Raw genomic sequence first — 23,156 nt, 5'->3', positions numbered from 1 at the left:
GCGTCCTGGAGGATTCGAACCTCCGACCGCCTGGTTCGTAGCCAGGTACTCTATCCAGCTGAGCTAAGGACGCGCAGATCTTCTTGCTAAGAAGTTGTGAAGTAAATCACATTCATTTCTTACGAAACAAAAAAAAGGCCATCGGGCCAGTCAATGAATGGCGGTGAAGGAGGGATTCGAACCCTCGATACGGGATAAACCGTATACTCCCTTAGCAGGGGAGCGCCTTCAGCCTCTCGGCCACCTCACCGTTTTCATTGTTATATCTCAGAAGAGATATGGCGCGTCCTGGAGGATTCGAACCTCCGACCGCCTGGTTCGTAGCCAGGTACTCTATCCAGCTGAGCTAAGGACGCACTTTTTGTTGATAAATCAACGTTGCAAGAATGGCGGTGAAGGAGGGATTCGAACCCTCGATACGGGATAAACCGTATACTCCCTTAGCAGGGGAGCGCCTTCAGCCTCTCGGCCACCTCACCGTCTTGCGGAGGCACATATTACGTTTTACCGAAAATATGTCAAACACTTTCTTTGAAAAAATCTACGAAACTGGCTTAACCGTTGCTGATTTAATCAAAGTGACTATTAAACGAACTTTATCACTCTATTATGATGAAAAAAGAGAGTCTTCTCTGAAAAAAAGACATTTATTTTCAAATAACTTTCTGAAGTTCGAATCAACATTATTGATGAATTCACAGCCATACTCAACACAATAGTTTCTGCAAATTTTCAAAAACAGTAAAAACTAAAAAGGCCAACCCTTCGGTTAGCCTTTTTCATTCAAACTAAGCTCTGTAAACAGGAGCGACTTAGTAGTTACCTGAAGCAACGTTGCCATTGCCTTTTTCAGCTTGAATGCGCATGTAGATTTCTTCACGGTGAACTGAAACCTCTTTCGGAGCGTTAACGCCGATACGCACTTGGTTACCTTTAACACCTAGTACAGTTACAGTCACTTCATCACCAATCATCAGTGTTTCGCCTACGCGGCGAGTCAAAATTAGCATTCTTTGCTCCTTGAGTAATCTCTAAATTTTCTTGCTACAAAGCTATTATCCAACAAAAGTTATATTTTCGTAAACTACCTTGTTAGCGAAAATCAGCCTAAAAAGGCATGTTTTTGTTGAATGTTTAATGCTTCACTAGACGTAATGTAAGCATCATGCAGAATGTTTGCTGCTGTATCCACACATTCGGGTGCTAAAACTAGCATCATAGTGAGTGCATTCGTTGCGCTGAAATTGATCTCAATATCTCGCTTTGCCAACAAATCGCATGCGTGCTCTACCATTCCATTGGCCTCAAGCCCCACTGCGGTCAACAGGCTTACCACTTCACTATTACGGATTTTGTCGCTGAACACCAGGTCGAACTTGGCACATGCATCTTGTTTTATCATGATACCTGCCCGTTCTGTTTCCTCGATCACATTCCAAATGTCGATACCCAACATCTGACATTGTTTTGTAGCACTAGATAAATGTTCTTTATCGACTTCGATTATGGCAAGGTCACGTTGAATGGCTATACCAGAGACGGCTTGATTGCCTAACTCCCCCTTTACCAGACTGCCTTCATTAACATCAAATGTCGAAAGCACGCGCAGTGGCACATTATTCTTCCATGCAAATTGCACTGAAGGTAAATGTAATACTTTCGCGCCTCGGCTTGCCATCGCTTCCATGGAAGGAAAATCGATAACCGCCAATTTTCGCGCGTTTTTCACTACACGTGGGTCACAAGTATAAATACCATCAACGTCGGTAAAGATTTGACACTCATCAGCGCGCAATGCGCCTGCCAGTGCCACTGCGCTCGTATCTGAGCCACCTCGACCTAATGTGGTGATATCCCCGTTCTCATTCACACCTTGAAAGCCTGCAACAATCACGATTTGGTCTTGCTCAAGCAATCCCAGAATTGTCTTAGTATCAATGTGTTTAATCGTTGCGTCATTGTGTTGATTATCCGTCACAATATTCGCCTGTGCTCCGGTAAGCGAGCGTGCAGCATGACCCAATTTATTGAGTGTCATTGCTAACAGTGCCATTGACACTTGCTCACCAGCAGAGAGCAAAACATCAAGTTCTCGAGCTGTAGGCACGCTATCTATCTGTTTAGCGAGGTCCATCAGTCTGTTTGTTTCGCCTGACATTGCAGACACGACAACAACAACTTGATTGCCATCATTTTTCGCCTTAATGATGTGTTCAGCAACTTGGTGGATTCTTTCAATTGAACCCACGGAGGTTCCGCCAAACTTTTGCACGATAAGGGGCTTTTTCACCAGTCTTCACCTTCCCAAGACCGAAGTCTCTTTAGAACTGCTTACATCGTCAGTATTTCCTTTTAGAAAAATTATATAAGCAGTAGTTACAACAAAAACCAAATAGCCTAAATGACTCGGTTAACTTTTGGTCAATTAAACCACTTGGCTGCTAAAAAAATTACGCTCAATCAAAGAAACTTGATTGAGCGTAATTTTAGTAGTTAAAAGCTTATAAGCGCTCTTCTAACCAAGGCTGAACTGTTTTAATTGCCTCTGGTAGTGCGGCTACATCAGTACCACCAGCTTGAGCCATGTCAGGACGACCACCGCCCTTACCACCGACTTGCTCAGCAATCATCTTAACTAGATCACCAGCTTTTACTTTACCAGTTAGATCTTTAGTCACACCAGCAATCAGGCCAACCTTGTCACCTGTTACGTTAGCAAGCAGTACGACACCAGACCCCATTTGGTTCTTGATGTCATCAACCATAGTACGTAGGTTCTTGCTGTCAGCGCCTTCAAGAGCTGCGACTAGAACTTTTGTACCATTGACTTCAACCGCTTTGCCCATGATGTTAGCGCTTTCTGCTGCCGCCATCTTATCTTTTAGCTTCTGCACTTCTTTCTCTAGCGCTTTTGCTTTCTGTGCAGATTCTGCCAGTTTCTCTTCGTACTTCGCGTTTTGAGCTTCAATCGCGTCTAATGCAGCCTCGCCTGTTACCGCCTCAATACGTCGAATACCTGCAGCAATGCCGCTTTCTGAAGTGATTTTGAATAGGCCAATATCACCTGTGCTTGATGCGTGAATACCACCGCAAAGCTCTGTCGAGAAGTCACCCATAGACAGTACGCGTACTTCGTCATCGTACTTCTCACCAAACAGTGCCATTGCGCCTTTCTTCTTAGCAGACTCAATGTCCATCACGTTGGTTTCAATCGTGTGGTTGCGACGAATTTGCGCGTTAACTAGACGCTCAACTTCTTTCAGTTCTGCTGCAGTTACGGCTTCTAGGTGCGAGAAGTCGAAACGTAGGTTGTCTGCCTTCACCAATGAGCCTTTCTGCGTTACGTGCTCACCTAAAACTTGGCGTAGTGCTGCGTGTAGCAAGTGCGTTGCTGAGTGGTTTAGAGAGATAGCTGCGCGACGCTCTGCGTCAACGATAGTTGCTACTTCATCACCTTTCGCTAGAACGCCTTCTGCCATTACACCGTGGTGCGCGATTGCGTTACCTAGTTTTTGAGTGTCCTCAACGCGGAATACACCAGACTCAGTACGGATTTCACCAGCGTCACCACACTGACCGCCTGACTCTGCGTAGAATGGTGTTTCACCAAGTACGATGATTGCTTTGTCGCCCGCAGATAGCGAATCTACTTCGTTGCCTTCAACGAACATCGCTGCTACAGAACTAGAGCCTTTAGTACCTGTGTAACCACAGAATTCTGTTTGCGTATCAACTTTGATTGCTGCGTTGTAGTCAGTACCGAAGTTACCCGCTTCACGCGCACGTTGACGCTGCTCTTCCATCGCTTTCTCGAAACCTTCTTCGTCGATTGCGAACTCACGCTCACGTGCTACGTCGTTAGTTAAGTCAGCTGGGAAGCCGTAAGTATCGTAAAGTTTAAATACGGTTTCGCCGTCTAGTACTTTACCGTCTAGGTTATCTAGTGCTTCGTTTAGAATCGCCATACCGCGCTCAAGTGTACGACCAAAGTTTTCTTCTTCGATACGCAGTACTTTTTCAACCACAGCTTGTTGACGCTTCAGCTCTTCACCAGCCGTACCCATGATGTCAGCTAGAACGCCAACCAACTTGTGGAAGAATGCACCTTGTGCGCCCAGCTTGTTACCGTGACGAACTGCACGACGGATGATACGGCGTAATACGTAACCTCGACCTTCGTTTGAAGGCATAACGCCATCCACGATCAGGAATGAACATGAACGGATGTGGTCAGCGATAACGCGTAGTGATTGGTTTGATAGGTCTTCGTAACCGATCACTTCTGCTGCTGCTTTGATAAGAGCTTGGAATACATCGATTTCGTAGTTTGAGTGAACGCCCTGCATGATTGCAGAGATACGCTCGATACCCATACCAGTATCTACCGATGGTTTTGGTAGCGGTTCCATAGTCCCGTCTGCGTGACGGTTGAACTGCATGAATACGTTGTTCCAGATCTCGATGAAACGGTCACCATCTTCTTCAGGCGTGCCAGGACGGCCACCCCAGATGTGCTCACCGTGATCGTAGAAGATTTCAGTACATGGACCACAAGGGCCAGTGTCGCCCATTTGCCAGAAGTTATCAGACTCGTACGGCTTGCCGCCTTCTTTATCACCAATGCGAACAATACGATCAGCGGGTACGCCAACTTTCTTGTTCCAGATGTCAAACGCTTCGTCATCGGTTTCGTAAACAGTTACCAATAAGCGATCCGCTGGCAGTTTAAGAACTTCGGTTAGGAATTCCCAAGCAAAGGAGATCGCATCTTCTTTGAAGTAATCGCCAAAGCTGAAGTTGCCTAACATTTCAAAGAATGTGTGGTGACGAGCAGTAAAGCCAACATTTTCTAGGTCGTTATGTTTACCACCAGCACGTACGCAACGCTGAGCCGTAGTCGCTCGAGTGTAGGCTCGTTTTTCTAAGCCTAAGAAACAATCTTTAAATTGGTTCATACCTGCGTTTGTGAACAGCAGGGTTGGGTCGTTATGTGGAACTAACGATGAACTTTCTACGATTTGGTGTCCTTTGCTCTCAAAGAACTTGAGGAACGCGTTACGAACCTCATCAGTGCTCATGTACATGCAGCTCTTCCTGAAAATAGTCGAGTTAGAATTTTGCCGTATTGTAGATCATGCAAACAGCTGAGACTAGTTTTCTTGAGGAAAAGAGGGAGTAGGAGAAAAAATTTGAAGCAAAACAAAAATCAGTGCGGACGACTGACCGTTAATCTTCGTCCTCAAAGCTCAGCGCGTAGCTGATTTGGTCAAAACTGTAGCCACGATATTGCAGAAAACGAACTTGTTTTGCGTACTCTTTTTGGTCTTTGGCTTTAATACCTTTGAATTTCTTTTCTGCCGCCTGTTTAGCCAGTTCAAACCAATCTTGCGGCTCTTCAGCCATAGCTTGCTCAATCACCGACTCCGCAACACGCTTCTGGTTTAACTCTTGACGAATTCGACGCTCTCCATGTCCTTTGTATACATGCTGTCTAATTTGACTCTTCGCGTAACGTAAATCATCTAAATAGTTATGGTCTAGGCAAAAATTAATTGCGATGTCGATGTCTGATTCTTCATAGCCCTTCATCGATAATTTTTGGTAAAGCTCATACTGACCATGATCGCGACGGCTAAGCAATTGGATAGCAGCCTCTTTGCTCGATAATGTCGGCGCCTGGCGTTTTTGGTACATGATGATCCTAAAAGTATTTTTGCTGTACAGGCTCTCAATGGCCTTTGTGATAATTCGATTTTTGATTTCAATAGATACAACAAAGCCCCGCATTGCAGGGCTTTGTCATTTATTAATCTATGAGAGATTAAAACTCTTCAGCTTGCTCTGGCGCTTCACCAGCTTCAGGCGCTTCCGCAAGTGCTGGCGCTAGCAACATTTCACGCAGTTTTGTATCGATAGTTTTAGCCACTTCAGGATGCTCACGCAGGTAGTTACACGCATTCGCTTTACCTTGACCAATCTTATCGCCATTGTAGCTATACCAAGCACCGGCTTTTTCAACTAACTTGTGCTTCACACCTAGATCGACAAGTTCACCTTCGCGGTTAAAGCCTTGGCCGTACATGATTTGTGTGTTTGCTTCTTTAAATGGTGCTGCAATCTTATTCTTAACAACTTTGATGCGCGTTTCGTTACCTACGACTTCGTCACCTTCTTTGATTGCGCCAGTACGACGGATATCTAGACGAACAGAAGCGTAGAACTTAAGTGCGTTACCACCTGTTGTTGTTTCTGGGTTACCAAACATCACACCAATCTTCATACGGATTTGGTTGATGAAGATACACATACAGTTAGACTGCTTTAGGTTACCCGTTAGCTTACGCATTGCTTGAGAAAGCATACGTGCTTGCAGACCCATGTGGCTATCGCCCATTTCGCCTTCGATTTCTGCTTTCGGTGTTAGCGCTGCAACAGAGTCGACAACCATAACATCGATAGCACCAGAACGTGCAAGTGCGTCACAGATCTCTAGCGCTTGCTCACCTGTGTCTGGCTGAGAAACTAGCAATGCATCGATATCTACGCCAAGTTTCTTCGCGTATACAGGATCTAGAGCGTGCTCTGCATCGATAAACGCACAAGTTTTGCCTTCACGTTGCGCAGCAGCAATAAGCTCAAGCGTTAATGTTGTTTTACCTGAAGATTCTGGGCCGTAGATTTCTACGATACGACCCATTGGTAGACCACCAGCACCCAAAGCGATATCAAGAGAAAGAGAACCCGTTGAGATGGTTTCTACGTCCATTGCGCGGTTATCACCAAGGCGCATGATAGAGCCTTTACCGAATTGCTTTTCAATTTGACCTAGCGCAGCGGCGAGCGCTTTCTGTTTGTTCTCGTCCATTACTTTCTCCGATTTATTCATCTTCTTTGGGCGACGAATAGTAATTCATTTTTCTTAAGCAGAAGAACTGCTCAGCAATGAAAGTTATTATACTGTTGATTCATACAGTGTCCATACCTGTATGAAAAAAATTTGGCTGACCTAAAGTCGTGATTTGCTCTAGCCCTTATCAATGCTGGGCTAAAACAATTTAAGAAATTCTAGAGTAGATGTTGATACAATTGAGTCAGCGCATGCTCGACCGCTTTTTTGCGAACTTCTGCACGGTCACCAGTAAAATGCATGGTTTCGACTTGCTGCCAACTTTGGTTATCAGCAAAAGCAAAGCAGACCATGCCGACTGGTTTCTCTTCACTGCCACCCCCCGGCCCTGCAATACCACTGATGGACACACCGATGGTCGCATTGGAGTTTTTCATTGCACCCTGTACCATTTCAATCACAACTGGCTCACTCACTGCACCATGCGCTTCTAACGTTGAAGCTTGCACACCAAGCATCTCCATTTTCGCTTCATTACTGTAGGTGACAAACGCACGGTCAAGCCACGCTGAACTACCAGCAATGTCAGTAATGGCGGTTGCAACACCACCACCAGTGCATGATTCTGCGGTCGTTAAAAGATGCCCGTGTTTAGCCAATAATGCGCCTAAATCGGCACTCAATTTTGTTGTTTTTTCCATAGCCAAAATGCCCTTTGTCTCTTTTTACTTGATAGGGATTCACGTATCCTAAGCCGCTACGGAAATAAACAAAAGAACTTACCTGTGAAAGCTGAACAAAAACACACTCCGATGATGCAGCAATACCTCAAGCTAAAAGCTGAGAACCCAGAGATTTTGCTGTTCTACCGCATGGGCGATTTCTACGAACTCTTTTACGATGATGCCAAGCGAGCTTCTCAGCTTCTTGATATTTCATTGACCAAACGTGGTGCGTCTGCAGGTGAACCTATCCCAATGGCGGGTGTGCCATTTCACGCCGTAGAGGGCTACCTGGCAAAACTTGTTCAGCTTGGTGAGTCTGTGGCGATCTGTGAACAGATTGGCGATCCGGCCACCAGCAAGGGCCCAGTAGAACGTAAAGTTGTGCGTATCGTTACACCAGGTACTGTGACGGATGAGGCGCTGCTTTCTGAGCGTGTCGATAACTTAATCGCAGCAATTTACCATCACAACGGTAAGTTCGGTTATGCGACGCTGGATGTCACCTCTGGTCGCTTCCAACTGACAGAACCAGAAACTGAAGAAGCGATGACAGCCGAGCTTCAACGTACCGCACCACGTGAGCTACTGTTCCCAGAAGATTTTGAACCTGTACATTTAATGGCGAGCCGCAATGGTAACCGTCGTCGCCCAGTCTGGGAGTTTGAGCTTGATACGGCTAAGCAACAACTCAATCAACAATTTGGCACAAAAGATCTGGTTGGTTTTGGTGTAGAACATGCGTCCTTAGGGTTATGTGCTGCTGGTTGTTTGATCCAGTACGTAAAAGATACTCAACGTACGGCTTTACCTCATATTCGCTCTTTAACGTTTGATCATCAGGATCAATCCGTCATCCTTGATGCTGCTACCCGACGTAATCTGGAAATTACTCAAAATCTAGCAGGCGGAACCGATAACACGCTCGCTGCAGTACTCGACCATTGTGCAACTCCGATGGGCAGCCGAATGCTGAAGCGTTGGTTGCATCAGCCTATGCGTTGCATTGAAACGTTAAACAATCGCCTTGATGCGATTGGTGAGATTAAAGAACAAGCTCTGTTTGCTGATCTTCAACCAACGTTAAAGCAAATTGGTGATATTGAACGTATCTTAGCGCGCCTTGCATTACGCTCTGCTCGCCCTCGCGATATGGCTAGACTTCGCAATGCCATGCAACAGCTACCAGAGCTAGAATCTGTCACCGCTTCTTTGACCCATCCGTACCTAACGAAATTGGCGAAGTATGCAGCTCCGATTGACGAAGTATGTGACCTGTTAGAGCGCGCGATTAAAGAAAATCCGCCGGTTGTTATTCGTGATGGTGGCGTCATCGCTGAAGGCTACAATGCGGAGCTCGATGAATGGCGAAAATTGGCAGACGGTGCAACAGAATATCTTGAGCAGCTTGAGCGAGATGAGCGTGAACGACACGGTATCGATACGCTTAAAGTAGGCTATAACAACGTTCATGGCTTCTTTATCCAAGTGAGCCGTGGCCAGAGCCATTTGGTTCCACCGCATTATGTACGTCGCCAAACACTCAAAAACGCTGAACGCTACATCATCCCAGAGCTTAAGGAACACGAAGACAAAGTACTTAACTCGAAATCTAAAGCGTTAGCACTTGAGAAACAGTTGTGGGAAGAACTGTTTGATCTATTGATGCCAAACCTTGAGAAGCTGCAAAACCTAGCTTCTGCCCTGTCTCAACTGGATGTATTACAAAACCTAGCAGAGCGTGCAGATTCGTTAGATTACTGCCGCCCAACGCTTGTGAAAGACGCAGGAATTCACATTCAAGCTGGTCGTCATCCAGTCGTAGAACAAGTAACAACAGAGCCGTTCATCGCGAACCCAATTGAGCTTAACCCAGCCCGTAAGATGTTGATCATCACCGGTCCAAACATGGGTGGTAAATCAACCTACATGCGTCAAACTGCGCTGATTGCATTGATGGCACATATCGGCTCTTATGTACCGGCAGAATCCGCACAGATTGGTTCTTTAGATCGTATATTTACTCGTATTGGTGCGTCAGATGATCTTGCATCTGGCCGCTCGACCTTCATGGTAGAAATGACCGAAACAGCCAATATTCTTCACAACGCAACTAAGAACAGTTTGGTGCTAATGGATGAAATCGGACGCGGTACTAGTACTTACGACGGTCTCTCTTTAGCTTGGGCAAGTGCGGAATGGCTCGCAACACAAATTGGTGCGATGACCCTATTTGCAACCCACTACTTCGAATTAACAGAGTTACCAAGCCAGCTGCCAAACTTAGCGAACGTTCACTTGGATGCCGTAGAACATGGAGACAGCATTGCCTTTATGCACGCAGTTCAAGAAGGTGCGGCAAGTAAGTCTTACGGCCTGGCTGTTGCGGGCTTAGCAGGTGTACCAAAAACGGTCATCAAAAATGCGCGTAACAAGCTATCTCAGCTAGAGCAACTGGGGCAAAACAGTGACACACCGCGTCCAAGTGCAGTAGATGTGGCTAACCAGTTGAGCCTGATTCCAGAGCCTAGCGAGGTCGAACAAGCTCTGTCAGGTATTGATCCTGACGACTTAACGCCACGCCAAGCTCTTGAAGAGCTGTATCGCTTGAAGAAGATGCTGTAAACAGACTCACACCAACGAGCAAAAAAGAAAAAAGGCTATGGGGAACCATAGCCTTTTGCGTATCTAGTGAAATACGGATTATTTAATCGTCTTCTACGTTAAATAAGTTTTCCATATTCAAACCTTGTTTGATTAGGACTTCACGAAGACGACGTAAACCTTCCACTTGTATTTGACGTACTCGCTCACGTGTCAGACCAATCTCTCGACCAACTTCTTCCAGCGTCGAAGGCTCGTAGCCTAGTAGGCCGAAGCGACGTGCAAGCACTTCTTTCTGTTTCGGATTCAACTCTTCTAACCAATGAATCAACGATGATTTGATGTCGTCATCTTGAGTCGAAACTTCTGGATCAGAGTTGTTTGCATCAGGAATAATATCCAGCAGCGCTTTCTCACCGTCACCACCGATTGGCGTGTCGACAGAGCTAATACGCTCATTAAGGCGTAACATTTTGCTTACGTCTTCGACTGGAATATCTAATTGAGCAGCAATTTCTTCTGCGGTCGGTTCGTGATCGAGCTTTTGAGAAAGTTCACGCGCAGTACGCAGATAAATGTTCAGCTCTTTCACTACGTGGATAGGTAGACGGATCGTGCGAGTTTGGTTCATCAACGCTCGCTCTATCGTTTGTCGGATCCACCATGTTGCGTAAGTAGAGAAACGGAAACCACGTTCTGGGTCGAATTTTTCGACCGCTCGGATCAAGCCGAGGTTACCTTCTTCAATCAGATCGAGTAGTGCTAGACCACGGTTACTGTATCGACGAGAAATCTTAACAACCAAACGTAGGTTACTTTCGATCATACGTTTGCGTGCCGCTTCGTCGCCACGTAGGGCGCGTCTTGCGTAAAGCACTTCTTCTTCGGCAGTAAGTAAAGGTGAGAAGCCAATTTCGCCCAAATACAACTGAGTTGCATCTAAGCTTTTACTGCTCGCGTCAAATTCTTCACGCGCAGTCGCTTTGCTTTCTGTGGATGATGATCTTTCGAGTTCGTTATCAATGGTCTTCACTGACGCATTATCAAATGCAAACTCTTCAACTTTGGTTACTGTGTTGCTGATACTCATAACGCCTCCCCCTGGCGAGTTAGCAAGACATGACAACTCAATATGTCGCTAAATGATGTCGCAAGTTGTTTTTCAAAGTTTTAAGGCAAATAGCGTTTTGGATTCACTGATTTACCTTGATAGCGAATTTCAAAGTGTAGTTTGACCGACTTTGCACCTGAACTACCCATGGTAGCGATTTTTTGTCCGCTTTTTACGCTTTGTCCTTCTGTGACCAGCAGTTTGTCATTATGTGCGTATGCGCTTAAATAATTGTCGTTATGCTTTACTATAATTAAGTTGCCATAACCTCGTAGCGCATTGCCTGAATAAACGACTGTGCCGGCTGCGGTTGAAACGATAGGTTGACCACGCTGTCCTGCGATGTCGATACCTTTATTTCCCTGTTCTCCCGCCGAAAAGTTCTTGATTACTCTCCCTTTTGTTGGCCACAACCACTTTGAGACTTTATCACTCTTTGCTGTGGTAGTTGGCGCTTTTTGCTTCACTTTTTGGTTATCTTTTGAACCAACATACTCCTTTGTTTTCGATTGTTCAACCTTCTTTGGAGGCTGTTTTTGTACGACTTTAGGCTTAGTCTCTGTAGGTTTTTGACTAGAGTTTTTACTCGAAGGTTTAGGTTTAGAGGCTGTTGATGTTTTCGTCACTGGAGCTGGGGGGGGCGTAACAACAGGAGCCACAACGGGTTCAACTTTTTGACCATATTTAGGGGCGACATATTTCGGAGCCCAAAGTTTTAGCCTCTGTCCTGGGTAGATAGTGTAAGGCTGAGTTAACTCATTGTAACGAACAAGATCATTTACATCTTTATCTGTGACATAAGCTATGAAGTAAAGCGTATCGCCTTTTTTTACCTCATAATAACTCCCTCTGTAACTCCCTCTTTCAAGGCTTGAATAGTCTTTTTTTAGGCTAGAGACAGGTGCAGGGGAATGCGCTGCACAACCAACTAGTCCTGCAGCAAACACAAAGCTAATACCAATATGACGTAGTAACTTATTCACCTATCCCCAACCCTTAAGCTAAATCACCCGCAACCAGAGGTACGAACCGAACCATTTCTACAACGGTAGAGAGATATTCGTCTCCCTTACGCTCTATTTTTAATAACTGTTGCTCCGTATCTCCAACAGGAATGACCATTTTGCCGCCATCTCTTAATTGTGAGAGAAGAGCTTGGGGAATCACTTCAGCGGCAGCGGTAACAATGATAGCATCGAAAGGACCTCTCGCTTCCCAGCCCTGCCACCCATCAGCATGCTTAGTTGAAACATTGTAAATATCCAATTGCTTCAGGCGACGCTTTGCTTCCCATTGCAACGATTTAATTCGCTCAACGGAGTATACATGATCAACAATTTGCGCCAGTACCGCGGTTTGATAACCCGATCCCGTTCCGATTTCCAGAACACGACTCGCCGGCTCTAGCTCAAGCAACTCGGTCATACGCGCAACGATATAAGGCTGAGAAATAGTTTGTCCCTGACCAATTGGTAACGCGTTGTTATCATAGGCTTGGTGCATCATCGCTTGAGAAACAAAGCTTTCTCGTGGCAAGCGTTGGATAGCATCCAGAACTCTTTGGTCTTTGATGCCACTGGAGATAAGAAACGCTATCAACCTGTCAGCATGTGGGTTACTCATTACTTCTCTTCCTTTAACCAACTATCCATAGCACGCAGCGACTCGTGAGCGGTGAGATCAACTTGCAGAGGCGTCATTGAAACTCGGCCATGCTCAATTGCATAAAAGTCCGTGCCCTCTCCTGCATCTTGCTCCTTTCCTGGTGGCCCTAACCAATAAATGTCATGGCCTCTCGGATCTTTCTGCTTGATCATATTCTCTGCGTGATGACGTGCACCTAAACGCGTAACTTCAATTTCACCTAAATTCTCTGATGGTAAGTCAGGCACGTTTACGTTCAGTAGACGATTCGTTGGAATCGGCGACGCTAAATGCTGTTGTACAATTTGACGTGCAATTTTAGCGGCGGATTCGAAATGTCGCTTACCCACTAGAGAAAAAGCCACCGACTGAACGCCAAGGAAATGACCTTCCATGGCGGCTGCTACTGTTCCAGAATAAAGAACATCATCACCCAAATTAGCGCCATGGTTGATTCCTGACAGAACAAGATCAGGCAAATCATCTTTCATTAGCTCATTCAGCGCGAAATGCACACAATCCGTGGGCGTGCCTTGCACTGAGTAGATATTTGGGGCAATTTCAGTCACGCGTAATGGTTGTTCTAATGTGAGTGAATTCGAAGCACCTGAACGATTTCGATCAGGTGCGACAATGGTCACTTCGGCGATATCTCTCAACTCATCAGCGAGGGCATGAATCCCTTGAGCATGAACACCATCATCATTGCTGATTAAGACCCTTAAGGGCTTCGGGTTTCGTGAATCCTGTTCCATTAGTATTCTCTTTCTACTTCAACCTCATTAACTAACTCACGAACAATAGAGGTCGCAAAAGATCCCGCATCCAGTGAGAAAGTCAACGTAATGTTGTTACCTTCAACCGTCCAAGCTAAATCTTTTGGCTTCAGCGCAATATCGCGACGGTCGTGGCGCATGCGATTACCACGAATCAGCGCCATGAGGTCAGGCTCTTCGTCTAAAAACGGTTGCTCTAATGCCAGAGCCTCGGCTTGAGTAGGCAGTGCATTATCGCCAGCAAGCGCAGCGGTAATTGCCGCTTCACCTCGCGCAAATTGCACTTGCAGAGCAGCTATGTTGTTTGCATCAATCAACTGAGTGCCAGAATTCGTCTGTGCAATGTCACCATCAATGAACTTATCAAACACACCATTCTCTAGACGAGCTGAAACGATGCGGTTGAAAATCCACGAACGAGCCGCTGATAAATACATGCTGCGCTTGTTTTGATTGCGGGTACGAACGTTTTCGCGTCCCCATCGACGTGCTTCTTCAAGGTTGTTACCATCGTTACCAAAACGCTGACTACCAAAGTAGTTTGGCACGCCAACTTGTTTCACTTTTTCAAGACGTTGCTCTACATCCGCTATATCTGTCACTTCAGACAAAGTAACCACGAACTCGTTCCCTACTAGGTCACCAGGACGCAGTTTTTTATTGTGACGATCTGTTGCAAGGATTTCGATACTTGGGTATTGAGCCAAAAACGCTGAAAAATCTGGCGTTTCACCTTTTGGTAAATGGACACTTAACCACTGTTCCGTCACCGCATGACGGTCTTTAAGACCCGCCCAGCTAACGTCTTTCGACTTAACACCACAGGCTTTTGCTAACTCGTTAGCAACGAAGCTGGTGTTCTCGCCCGTTTTACGGATACGAACCATTAGGTGCTCGCCTTCGCCCGTAAAGGCAAAACCTAAATCTTCGCGAACCTGAAAGTGCTCTGGCTGCGCTTTGATTTTTGCCGATGCAACTGGCTTACCCGTTAGGTAAGCCAATGAAGATAAAATGTCTGACATGATGTGTTTCCGCTGATATCACAGCTTAGAAGAGCAAATTGCTAGTTATTGCTTAAACAGAAGTACAACGGCTTCCGTTGCAATACCTTCTTTGCGTCCGGTAAAACCGAGACGTTCTGTCGTCGTCGCTTTTACGTTGATGTTACTAATGTCGGTTTCTAGATCTTCGGCAATTGCCGCACACATTGCGTCAATGTGTGGTGCCATTTTAGGCGCTTGTGCCATGATGGTTACATCAGCATTGCCAAGGCGGTAGCCTTGCTCTTTGACTCGACGGTAAACGTCTTTCAGTAGTTCACGACTGTTTGCGCCTTTCCATTTATCATCCGTATCTGGGAAATGACGGCCAATATCGCCGGCAGCAATCGCGCCCAGCAGAGCATCCGTTAACGCATGCAACGCTACATCGCCGTCTGAGTGTGCAATCAAACCTTGCTCATAAGGGATTGCTACACCACCAATAATGACTGGGCCTTCACCACCGAATTTATGTACATCGAAACCATGACCAATTCGAATCATTTTCTATCCTTTCTCTTTATTCGCCGCGCTCACGGCTTAGATAAAACTCGGCTAACGCAAGATCTTCTGGCTGAGTGATTTTTATATTGTTCGCATTCCCTTGAACTAAGGCTGGCTTCTCGCCTAGCCATTCCAAAGCCGAGGCTTCATCGGTAATGGTTACACCCTGTTCTAATGCGTCAGCCAGTGCTTGAGTAAGCTGCTGAGTTTTAAACATTTGTGGAGTCAGTGCATGCCACAATGCTTCTCTATCTACCGTATGATCGATATCTTGTACTGCGTTTGCTCGCTTCATTGTATCTCTCACAGGAGATGCGAGAATGCCACCCGTTGAGTGAGCGCAGCAAACATCAATCAAACGGTCAATGTCGGATGTTAATACACATGGCCTTGCAGCGTCGTGAACTAATACCCACTCGCTTTCCAGATGCTCATTGACATAGTTTAGCCCTGATAACACAGAGTCTGCTCTTTCTTTACCACCAGCTACACGAATCACATCTGGGCGCTTAGCAATGGACAATTCTGGGTAATATGGGTCGCCGTCAGTAATGGCAACGACAACCTTAGAAATATTTGGGTGAGAAAGCAGTTTCTCTACGGTATGTTCCAGTACCGCCTTACCTTCGATCAATAAATATTGCTTAGGGCGATCTGCCTTCATTCTGCTACCCACACCAGCAGCAGGCACAATTGCGATATGCGATGAGTTCATATCCAACATTTTAATGGTTTTCCTCACCTATAATGCGGTAAAAAGTCTCGCCATCTTTAACTAAACCGAGCTCATGACGCGCACGTTCTTCAATCGCATCAAGACCTTGCCTTAAATCATCAATCTCAGCGAACATTTCATTGTTGCGAGCTTGTAGCTTGCTGTTCACTTGTTGCTGAACTTCAATTTCATCTTTTACTGTGTAGTAGTCAGACACTCCGTTTTTACCAAACCATAGAGTGTATTGAAGCAAGCCAAACAGTAGCGTAAGGGCTATAACAAAGATTCGCATATCGCTGCTAACATTCTGTACCGGAAGGAATTAGATAAGGTGACATATATAGCATAAATGCGAGGTTGCCTCTAGGGGAGAAAGGGAGACTCACACGCTCCTTACAAGAAATAAGCAGCAAAATGAAACAAGCTCATAGGAAGCGCTCCTTACCCATGACCAAAGTAAGAGCCAAAAATACAAACCTATAAATACAAAAAACCGCCGTAGCGATGGTTTCAAAAAGCTATTTAGCGAAACTTTACTCAATAAGAATTAAGCTTGATCTTTAACTTCTTTGAGACCGCTTACTTGAAACATGGAGGAGTGCGCTCACTTAGCGCTTCCGTTATATAAAAAAACACCCCGCCAAAGCAGGGTGTTTTAAAAGCTTTAAGTTAAGCTGCTAATTCAGTGAAGAATTAAGCTTGACCTTTAACTTCTTTAAGACCGTTGAAAGGAGCGCGATCACCTAGTGCTTCCTCGATACGGATTAGCTGGTTGTACTTAGCAACACGGTCAGAACGGCTCATAGAACCAGTTTTGATTTGACCTGCTGCTGTACCTACCGCTAGGTCAGCGATAGTTGCATCTTCAGTTTCGCCAGAACGGTGAGAGATTACTGCTGTGTAACCTGCGTCTTTAGCCATCTTGATTGCAGCTAGAGTCTCAGTTAGAGAACCGATTTGGTTGAACTTGATAAGGATAGAGTTAGCTACGCCTTTCTCGATACCTTCAGCAAGGATCTTAGTGTTAGTAACGAATAGATCGTCACCTACTAGTTGAAGCTTGTCACCTAGTAGTTCAGTTTGGTGCTTGAAGCCATCCCAATCAGACTCGTCTAGACCGTCTTCGATAGAAACGATTGGGAATTGGTTAGCTAGCTCAGCTAGGTAGTGGTTGAACTCTTCAGAAGTGAAAGTTTTACCTTCGCCTTTCATGTTGTAGATGCCAGCTTCTTTGTCGAAGAACTCAGATGCAGCACAGTCCATAGCTAGAGTAACGTCTTTACCTAGTTCGTAACCAGCAGCTGCAACAGCTTCTGCGATAACTTCTAGAGCTTCAGCGTTAGATTTAAGGTTAGGAGCGAAACCACCTTCATCACCAACTGCAGTGCTGTAGCCTTTAGACTTAAGAACTTTAGCTAGGTTGTGGAATACTTCTGCACCGATACGTAGACCTTCTTTAAGAGTCTTAGCGCCAACAGGTTGGATCATGAACTCTTGGATGTCAACGTTGTTGTCTGCGTGCTCACCACCGTTGATGATGTTCATCATTGGTAGAGGCATAGAGAACTGACCTGCAGTGCCGTTTAGCTCAGCGATGTGCTCGTATAGAGGCATGCCTTTCGCAGCAGCAGCAGCTTTAGCGTTTGCTAGAGAAACAGCTAGGATAGCGTTAGCACCGAATTTAGATTTGTTTTCAGTGCCGTCTAGTTCGATCATTACTGCGTCGATTGCAGCTTGGTCTTTAGCGTCTTTGCCAACTAGAGCTTCAGCGATTGGGCCGTTTACAGCTTCAACTGCTTTAAGAACACCTTTACCTAGGAAACGTGCTTTGTCACCGTCACGTAGCTCAAGAGCTTCGCGAGAACCAGTAGATGCGCCAGATGGAGCTGCCGCCATACCTACGAAACCGCCTTCTAGGTGTACTTCAGCTTCTACAGTTGGGTTACCACGTGAGTCGATGATTTCACGACCTAGAACTTTAACGATCTTAGACATTAATGTTTCCTCTCGTTTCAAATATAAATGTCAATCTTAAAGAGCAGCAGCACAACCTTCGCCGCCGCCCGTATCCTTTTACTTCTCGAATTCGCCGCGTGCGTTTTGGCCCGCAGCCTTAACAAAACCTGCAAACAATGGATGTCCATCGCGAGGAGTCGAGGTGAATTCTGGGTGGAACTGAGCCGCTACAAACCATGGGTGAGCTGGGTTCTCAATCATTTCCACTAACTTCTTGTCCGCAGATAGACCTGATACTTTTAGGCCTGCTTTTTCGATTTGCGGACGAAGCACGTTATTCACTTCGTAACGGTGACGGTGACGTTCATGGATCGTCGCGCTACCGTACAGTTCACGAGCTTTAGTCCCTTTCTCTAGGTGACATAGCTGTGAACCAAGACGCATCGTACCGCCTAGGTCAGACTTTTCAGTACGCTCTTCTACGCTACCTGATTCGTCTACCCACTCTGTGATCAAACCTACCACAGGGTACTTCGTCTCTTTGTTAAATTCTGTTGAATGTGCACTTTCCATACCCGCAACGTTACGCGCGTATTCGATTAGTGCAACTTGCATACCCAAACAAATACCTAGGTAAGGCACGTTATTTTCACGTGCATATTGAGCCGCACGGATCTTGCCTTCAATACCACGATCGCCGAAGCCACCTGGTACTAGGATTGCGTCCAAACCTTCTAGAAGTTCAACGCCTTTTGTTTCGATATCTTGTGAGTCTACATACTTAATTGTGACGCTTAGGCGGTTTTTCAAGCCAGCGTGTTTAAGCGCTTCGTTCACAGATTTGTATGCATCTGGTAATTCAATGTATTTACCAACCATACCGATGGTTACTTCACCAGTAGGATTTGCTTCTTCGTAGATAACCTGTTCCCATTCAGAAAGGTCTGCTTCAGGAGCAGTAATACCAAAGCGAGCACACACAAGGTCATCTAGACCTTGAGATTTAATCAACTGAGGGATCTTGTAGATAGAGTCTACATCCTTCATTGAAATTACTGCTTTTTCTGGAACATTACAGAACAGTGCGATTTTTTTACGCTCATTCGCAGGAATAACGCGATCGCTACGGCAAACTAGGATGTCTGGCTGAATACCGATAGATAGAAGTTCTTTTACAGAGTGTTGCGTCGGCTTAGTTTTCACTTCGCCCGCTGCCGCTAGGTAAGGAACAAGTGTTAGGTGCATGAACATTGCGCGCTCACGGCCTAGCTCAACAGCTAGCTGACGAATCGCTTCCATAAATGGTAGTGATTCGATATCACCAACAGTACCGCCAACTTCAACGATAGCCACATCATGGCCTTCAGAACCTGCAATAACGCGATCTTTGATTGCGTTAGTGATATGAGGGATAACTTGAATAGTTGCGCCTAGGTAGTCACCACGACGTTCTTTACGAAGTACGTCGGCATAAACACGACCTGCAGTGAAGTTGTTACGCTTGGTCATCTTGGTACGGATGAAACGCTCGTAGTGACCAAGGTCAAGGTCAGTCTCTGCGCCATCTTCTGTAACGAACACTTCACCGTGCTGAGTAGGGCTCATTGTGCCCGGGTCAACGTTGATGTAAGGGTCAAGCTTCATCATAGTCACTTTAAGACCACGAGCTTCTAGAATAGCCGCAAGAGATGCTGCTGCAATACCTTTACCTAGAGAGGATACAACCCCGCCAGTAACAAAAATGTAATTTGTCGTCATGTTTAACCTGAAATTGGTTGAATGAGGGAAATGGAGTGCTTCTGGACGGGAGATAAATATACCAGAAGCTCCTTACCGCCACAACGTGAAATCTATCACACCGTAATTTTTTATTTTTTGCTTCAAATCAAAGTGAGCAAAGACAAACCAAAGTCCGTTTTCGTGTAACCAAACAAGCTGACCTTATATTATGTATTCTGCCAGTTTACCTCTGCCTCGATTCTTCTTGTTTTACTTCATCCCAAAAATGGTCGAGTTCTGATAAAGAACAATCTGTAAGTACTTTGCCTAACTGCTGGACCTTGCCTTCAACTTGTTTAAAACGTCGCGCAAACTTTACGTTTGCTTTTCCTAGCGCGACTTCTGGGTTTTTATCAAGGTGGCGAGCCAAATTGACAGTCGCAAATAGCAAATCACCGAGTTCCAACTCAACTTTCTCTTCATCGGGCTGAACTTGCAGTACCTCTTCCATGACTTCGTCAATTTCTTCTCGTACTTTATCGACAACCGGGCCAAGTGAATCCCAATCAAACCCAAATTTTGCACATTTTTTCTGAATTTTTGTAGCACGAGAAAGTGCCGGTAAAGAGTTTGGTATTGAGTCTAGGATACTTTCTTCCGCTTTGCCTACTAGGGCTTTTTCTTTTGCTTTTTCCGCTTCCCAGTTCGCGTTAATTTCCTCGTCAGATTCAAACTCAACATCTGAAAAAACATGCGGGTGGCGACGAGTCAGTTTTTCGTTCACGGTTTCGACGACATCCGAAAAGTCGAACAGCTCTTGCTCTTTCGCTAGCTGACTGTAAAAAATCACCTGAAACAACAAATCCCCTAGCTCTTCTTTTAGATTGGGCCAATCTCGATTTTGAATCGCGTCCACCACCTCGTAGGTTTCTTCTATTGTATGCGGAACGATGGTGTCAAAGGTTTGTTTTAAGTCCCAAGGGCAACCGTTTTCTGGGTCACGCAACTTCGCCATGATTTGTTCTAATTGTTCAATTGGATGACTCATTTTTTGTTCCTTTAAACCTTTCTACTAAAGAAAAAGGTGAGCGGCCAAAACCACTCACCTTCTACATTATATTTTCTCAGCAGCTTTCACTAAGTAATTGTTACTTTGACAAGGCAACAAGTTTTCGCGACTCCTGAGCATAGCTCGCCTATGTGATGAGCCTGGGCCGGCACTCCGGAGTGAGCGCAGGCAACAACGCTATCAGCTTCAAGTATGACGAGAATTTTAGCCGAGGCGTTTCACCGTCATCACATCCTTAATCTGCTCAACACGCTTCGAAACACGAGAAAGCACCTCAATATTGGTGACTTCTAGGTCAAAGTCCATGATGGCAAGTTGACGTCTGTAATCGACTCGGTTCTTCATACTGGTCACTTTGATCTTTTCGTTGGCGAACAGTGTCGTAATGTCTTTGAGTAGACCACCTCGCTCCATCGCTTCAACACGCACGGTGAGGATGTATGACCCCACAAAGCCGCTGCCCCAGACCGTATCGATGATGCGCTCTGGCGCATGATGGCGCAGTTCTTCTAGCTGTTCACAGTCACTACGGTGTACTGAAATCCCACGACCTTGCGTTATGTAACCAGAGATATCGTCACCTGGAATTGGCTGACAGCAACGTGCTAGATGTGTCATTAGGTTATCGACGCCTTCTACTACAACTGCGTCTTTTTTCGGTCGGCTTTGCGCGGGTGATTTATGCTCAGCTTCTTGCAGTTTTTCCAGTGCTTGCTGGTCTTCTTCCTCTGCCGTTGGCTTGTTAACTAACGCGTTAATATGGTTAATGATTTGGTTGATGCGCAAATCACCGCTACCTACACCAACATACAATTCATCTGGTGTTTTGACGTTAAACCGCTTGAGGGCGTAATGCTCTGCATCTTTTAACGTTGCGCCAATTTTGGCTAACTCATGCTCAAGGATTTCACGACCTGCTTCAAGGTTCTTCTCACGGCTTTGTTTTCGGAACCAGGCGTTAATTTTGGCACGCGCACGACCAGAATGAACGAAGCCTAATGATGGGTTTAACCAGTCACGTGATGGGTTAGGTTCTTTCTGAGTGATAATCTCGACTTGGTCACCCATATGTAATTTATGCGTGAACGGCACAATACGACCTCCGACTTTGGCACCGATACAACGGTGTCCCACTTCAGAGTGAATGTGATAGGCAAAATCTAGCGGCGTTGCCCCCATTGGCAAATCGACAACATCACCACGTGGTGTAAAGGCATAAACACGGTCATCAAAGACTTGGCTACGCAGTTCATCGAGCATTTCGCCAGAGTCAGACATTTCTTCTTGCCAATCCAGTAGCTTACGCAGCCACGTGATCTTCTCATCATAACCGCTTCGGCTGCTTGCCCCTTCTTTATATTTCCAGTGCGCTGCAACACCCAGTTCCGACTCTTCATGCATTTGCTTGGTACGAATCTGGATCTCGATGGTTTTGCCTTCTGGCCCTAGAATTACTGTATGGATCGATTGATAACCGTTTGGTTTAGGGTTAGCAACGTAGTCATCAAACTCGCTCGGTAGATGCTTGTATTTGGTGTGAACTACGCCTAAAGCCGCGTAACAATCTTGCAGTTTGTCTGCGATGATACGCACTGCTCGCACATCAAACAGCTCATCAAAGGCCAAACTCTTTTTCTGCATTTTTCGCCAAATGCTGTAGATGTGCTTAGGTCGACCACTCACTTCGGCATTGATGCCCGACACTTCCATTTCGTGCGTGAGGTCTTCAACAAAGTCTTTGATGTATTGTTCACGAACGATGCGTCGCTCAGAAAGCTGTTTGGCAATTTGTTTGTAAGTTTCCGGTTGTTGGTAGCGGAAAGCGTAATCTTCAATTTCCCATTTCAGCTGACCGATGCCTAATCGGTTTGCTAGCGGCGCATAGATGTTGGCACACTCTTTTGCCGCCGCACGTCGAACTTCATCTGGCGCTTTTTTAACTTCAATAAGGTTACAAATTCGTTCCGCGAGCTTGATAACTACGCAGCGGAAGTCATCCACCATGGCAAGCAGCATGCGGCGTACGTTATCTACCTGAGATGACGCTGCACTGCCTTCCATGTTGACGTTGAGCTGCCCAATAGCAGCCATTTCTTCAACGCCGTCGATTAATTTTATGATTTCTTTGCTGTATTTCTCTTCCAGAATTTCTCTGTTAAAAGCACCACTTGAAACCAAAGGAAACAGTTGAGCAGCCACTAAAGTGGCTTGATCCATAGACAAGGTGATCAAAATTTCGATCATTTCTCGTCCACGCCACAACAACAGCTCCGCTTGCTCGTTATCAGCTAATACCGTCTGGCAATCTCGATATACTTCGATTAAGCGTGAGGCTGTGTTTTTCTCTTGTCCTAGGCTAGCCACCCAGTTTTCGAGTTCAAACTGTTCATCTTGGTTTAAATGCGCGCTTCTTACCGCAACCATCTCATCATCCTAATTATTATATTCG

General features: G+C 45.7%; 19 protein-coding genes and 4 tRNA genes. 1 reads left to right on the top strand and 22 read right to left on the bottom strand.

Going from position 1 to position 23,156, the window contains the following annotated elements:
* The 10 genes from R7P72_RS10860 to pncC form a co-directional block, all read right to left on the bottom strand.
* Positions 1-73: transfer RNA gene (locus tag R7P72_RS10860), tRNA-Arg, on the bottom strand.
* Between the two features lie 85 nt (positions 74-158).
* Positions 159-250 (bottom strand) — tRNA-Ser (locus tag R7P72_RS10855).
* A gap of 29 nt (positions 251-279) precedes the next feature.
* Positions 280-356 (bottom strand) — tRNA-Arg (locus R7P72_RS10850).
* Positions 357-387: 31 nt separating this feature from the next.
* Positions 388-479: transfer RNA gene (locus R7P72_RS10845), tRNA-Ser, on the bottom strand.
* Between the two features lie 333 nt (positions 480-812).
* Entirely contained in the window at positions 813-1,010 is a 198-nt protein-coding gene (gene csrA / locus R7P72_RS10840) for a carbon storage regulator CsrA (RefSeq protein WP_004415691.1), read from the bottom strand.
* Positions 1,011-1,102: 92 nt separating this feature from the next.
* Entirely contained in the window at positions 1,103-2,290 is a 1,188-nt protein-coding gene (locus tag R7P72_RS10835; protein ID WP_005383803.1) for an aspartate kinase, read from the bottom strand.
* A gap of 211 nt (positions 2,291-2,501) precedes the next feature.
* The gene (gene alaS / locus R7P72_RS10830; RefSeq protein ID WP_005380872.1) at positions 2,502-5,084 is read right to left on the bottom strand and encodes an alanine--tRNA ligase; all 2,583 of its coding nucleotides are present in this window, start codon (positions 5,082-5,084) and stop codon (positions 2,502-2,504) included.
* A 142-nt stretch (positions 5,085-5,226) separates the two neighbouring features.
* A complete protein-coding gene (gene recX / locus R7P72_RS10825) occupies positions 5,227-5,694 on the bottom strand; it encodes a recombination regulator RecX (protein ID WP_017633543.1) in 468 nt (155 codons plus the stop codon).
* A gap of 127 nt (positions 5,695-5,821) precedes the next feature.
* Positions 5,822-6,865, bottom strand: coding sequence for a recombinase RecA (recA, locus tag R7P72_RS10820; protein WP_005380874.1), 1,044 nt, complete (start codon positions 6,863-6,865; stop codon positions 5,822-5,824).
* Between the two features lie 200 nt (positions 6,866-7,065).
* Positions 7,066-7,548: a nicotinamide-nucleotide amidase gene (gene pncC, locus R7P72_RS10815; protein ID WP_005380875.1), complete on the bottom strand. Its 483-nt coding sequence runs from the start codon at positions 7,546-7,548 to the stop codon at positions 7,066-7,068.
* 84 nt (positions 7,549-7,632) lie between these two features.
* On the opposite strand from pncC, the gene mutS reads away from it, so the two are divergent.
* Positions 7,633-10,194: a DNA mismatch repair protein MutS gene (mutS, locus tag R7P72_RS10810; protein ID WP_005380877.1), complete on the top strand. Its 2,562-nt coding sequence runs from the start codon at positions 7,633-7,635 to the stop codon at positions 10,192-10,194.
* An 82-nt stretch (positions 10,195-10,276) separates the two neighbouring features.
* On the opposite strand, the gene rpoS is transcribed toward mutS, so the two are convergent.
* The 12 genes from rpoS to relA form a co-directional block, all read right to left on the bottom strand.
* On the bottom strand, positions 10,277-11,263 hold the full coding sequence (gene rpoS / locus R7P72_RS10805) for an RNA polymerase sigma factor RpoS (protein ID WP_005380887.1): 987 nt from the start codon (positions 11,261-11,263) through the stop codon (positions 10,277-10,279).
* An 80-nt stretch (positions 11,264-11,343) separates the two neighbouring features.
* The gene (locus R7P72_RS10800) at positions 11,344-12,267 is read right to left on the bottom strand and encodes a peptidoglycan DD-metalloendopeptidase family protein (protein ID WP_005380889.1); all 924 of its coding nucleotides are present in this window, start codon (positions 12,265-12,267) and stop codon (positions 11,344-11,346) included.
* A 13-nt stretch (positions 12,268-12,280) separates the two neighbouring features.
* Positions 12,281-12,907 carry a protein-L-isoaspartate(D-aspartate) O-methyltransferase gene (locus R7P72_RS10795; RefSeq protein ID WP_005380892.1) on the bottom strand — a complete coding sequence of 209 codons (627 nt, stop codon included), beginning with the start codon at positions 12,905-12,907 and terminating at the stop codon, positions 12,281-12,283.
* Entirely contained in the window at positions 12,907-13,683 is a 777-nt protein-coding gene (gene surE, locus R7P72_RS10790) for a 5'/3'-nucleotidase SurE (RefSeq protein ID WP_005380894.1), read from the bottom strand. The genes R7P72_RS10795 and surE overlap by 1 nt, the downstream gene beginning before the upstream one ends.
* Positions 13,683-14,726, bottom strand: a complete 1,044-nt coding sequence (truD, locus tag R7P72_RS10785; protein WP_005380895.1) for a tRNA pseudouridine(13) synthase TruD — start codon at positions 14,724-14,726, stop codon at positions 13,683-13,685. The genes surE and truD overlap by 1 nt, the downstream gene beginning before the upstream one ends.
* A 45-nt stretch (positions 14,727-14,771) precedes the next feature.
* On the bottom strand, positions 14,772-15,248 hold the full coding sequence (gene ispF / locus R7P72_RS10780; protein WP_005380896.1) for a 2-C-methyl-D-erythritol 2,4-cyclodiphosphate synthase: 477 nt from the start codon (positions 15,246-15,248) through the stop codon (positions 14,772-14,774).
* A 16-nt stretch (positions 15,249-15,264) separates the two neighbouring features.
* Positions 15,265-15,972 (bottom strand): 2-C-methyl-D-erythritol 4-phosphate cytidylyltransferase, encoded by a 708-nt coding sequence (ispD, locus tag R7P72_RS10775; RefSeq protein ID WP_005380898.1) that lies wholly within the window; start codon positions 15,970-15,972, stop codon positions 15,265-15,267.
* Between the two features lies 1 nt (position 15,973).
* Entirely contained in the window at positions 15,974-16,255 is a 282-nt protein-coding gene (gene ftsB / locus R7P72_RS10770; RefSeq protein WP_005380907.1) for a cell division protein FtsB, read from the bottom strand.
* A 401-nt stretch (positions 16,256-16,656) separates the two neighbouring features.
* Positions 16,657-17,958, bottom strand: a complete 1,302-nt coding sequence (eno, locus tag R7P72_RS10765; RefSeq protein ID WP_005380909.1) for a phosphopyruvate hydratase — start codon at positions 17,956-17,958, stop codon at positions 16,657-16,659.
* A 78-nt stretch (positions 17,959-18,036) separates the two neighbouring features.
* Positions 18,037-19,677: a CTP synthase gene (locus tag R7P72_RS10760; protein ID WP_005380911.1), complete on the bottom strand. Its 1,641-nt coding sequence runs from the start codon at positions 19,675-19,677 to the stop codon at positions 18,037-18,039.
* A 205-nt stretch (positions 19,678-19,882) separates the two neighbouring features.
* Positions 19,883-20,686 (bottom strand): nucleoside triphosphate pyrophosphohydrolase, encoded by an 804-nt coding sequence (mazG, locus tag R7P72_RS10755; RefSeq protein WP_005380912.1) that lies wholly within the window; start codon positions 20,684-20,686, stop codon positions 19,883-19,885.
* A 225-nt stretch (positions 20,687-20,911) separates the two neighbouring features.
* Positions 20,912-23,131, bottom strand: a complete 2,220-nt coding sequence (gene relA, locus R7P72_RS10750) for a GTP diphosphokinase (RefSeq protein ID WP_005380915.1) — start codon at positions 23,129-23,131, stop codon at positions 20,912-20,914.
* Positions 23,132-23,156 lie beyond the last annotated feature (25 nt).

The organism is Vibrio sp. Vb0888 (genome assembly GCF_033338835.1).
GTDB classification, from domain to species: Bacteria; Pseudomonadota; Gammaproteobacteria; order Enterobacterales; family Vibrionaceae; genus Vibrio; species Vibrio alginolyticus.
Note: the sequence above shows the minus strand (reverse complement) of the source record. Positions and strands in the feature narration are given on the sequence as shown.

Coding starts and splice junctions, on each gene's coding strand:
- csrA (WP_004415691.1), bottom strand. CDS start 1,010: ATGCTAATTTTGACTCGCCGCGTAGGCGAAACACTGATGATTGGTGAT.
- alaS (WP_005380872.1), bottom strand. CDS start 5,084: ATGTACATGAGCACTGATGAGGTTCGTAACGCGTTCCTCAAGTTCTTT.
- recX (WP_017633543.1), bottom strand. CDS start 5,694: ATGTACCAAAAACGCCAGGCGCCGACATTATCGAGCAAAGAGGCTGCT.
- recA (WP_005380874.1), bottom strand. CDS start 6,865: ATGGACGAGAACAAACAGAAAGCGCTCGCCGCTGCGCTAGGTCAAATT.
- pncC (WP_005380875.1), bottom strand. CDS start 7,548: ATGGAAAAAACAACAAAATTGAGTGCCGATTTAGGCGCATTATTGGCT.
- rpoS (WP_005380887.1), bottom strand. CDS start 11,263: ATGAGTATCAGCAACACAGTAACCAAAGTTGAAGAGTTTGCATTTGAT.
- R7P72_RS10795 (WP_005380892.1), bottom strand. CDS start 12,907: ATGAGTAACCCACATGCTGACAGGTTGATAGCGTTTCTTATCTCCAGT.
- surE (WP_005380894.1), bottom strand. CDS start 13,683: ATGGAACAGGATTCACGAAACCCGAAGCCCTTAAGGGTCTTAATCAGC.
- truD (WP_005380895.1), bottom strand. CDS start 14,726: ATGTCAGACATTTTATCTTCATTGGCTTACCTAACGGGTAAGCCAGTT.
- ispF (WP_005380896.1), bottom strand. CDS start 15,248: ATGATTCGAATTGGTCATGGTTTCGATGTACATAAATTCGGTGGTGAA.
- ispD (WP_005380898.1), bottom strand. CDS start 15,972: ATGTTGGATATGAACTCATCGCATATCGCAATTGTGCCTGCTGCTGGT.
- ftsB (WP_005380907.1), bottom strand. CDS start 16,255: ATGCGAATCTTTGTTATAGCCCTTACGCTACTGTTTGGCTTGCTTCAA.
- eno (WP_005380909.1), bottom strand. CDS start 17,958: ATGTCTAAGATCGTTAAAGTTCTAGGTCGTGAAATCATCGACTCACGT.
- R7P72_RS10760 (WP_005380911.1), bottom strand. CDS start 19,677: ATGACGACAAATTACATTTTTGTTACTGGCGGGGTTGTATCCTCTCTA.
- mazG (WP_005380912.1), bottom strand. CDS start 20,686: ATGAGTCATCCAATTGAACAATTAGAACAAATCATGGCGAAGTTGCGT.
- relA (WP_005380915.1), bottom strand. CDS start 23,131: ATGGTTGCGGTAAGAAGCGCGCATTTAAACCAAGATGAACAGTTTGAA.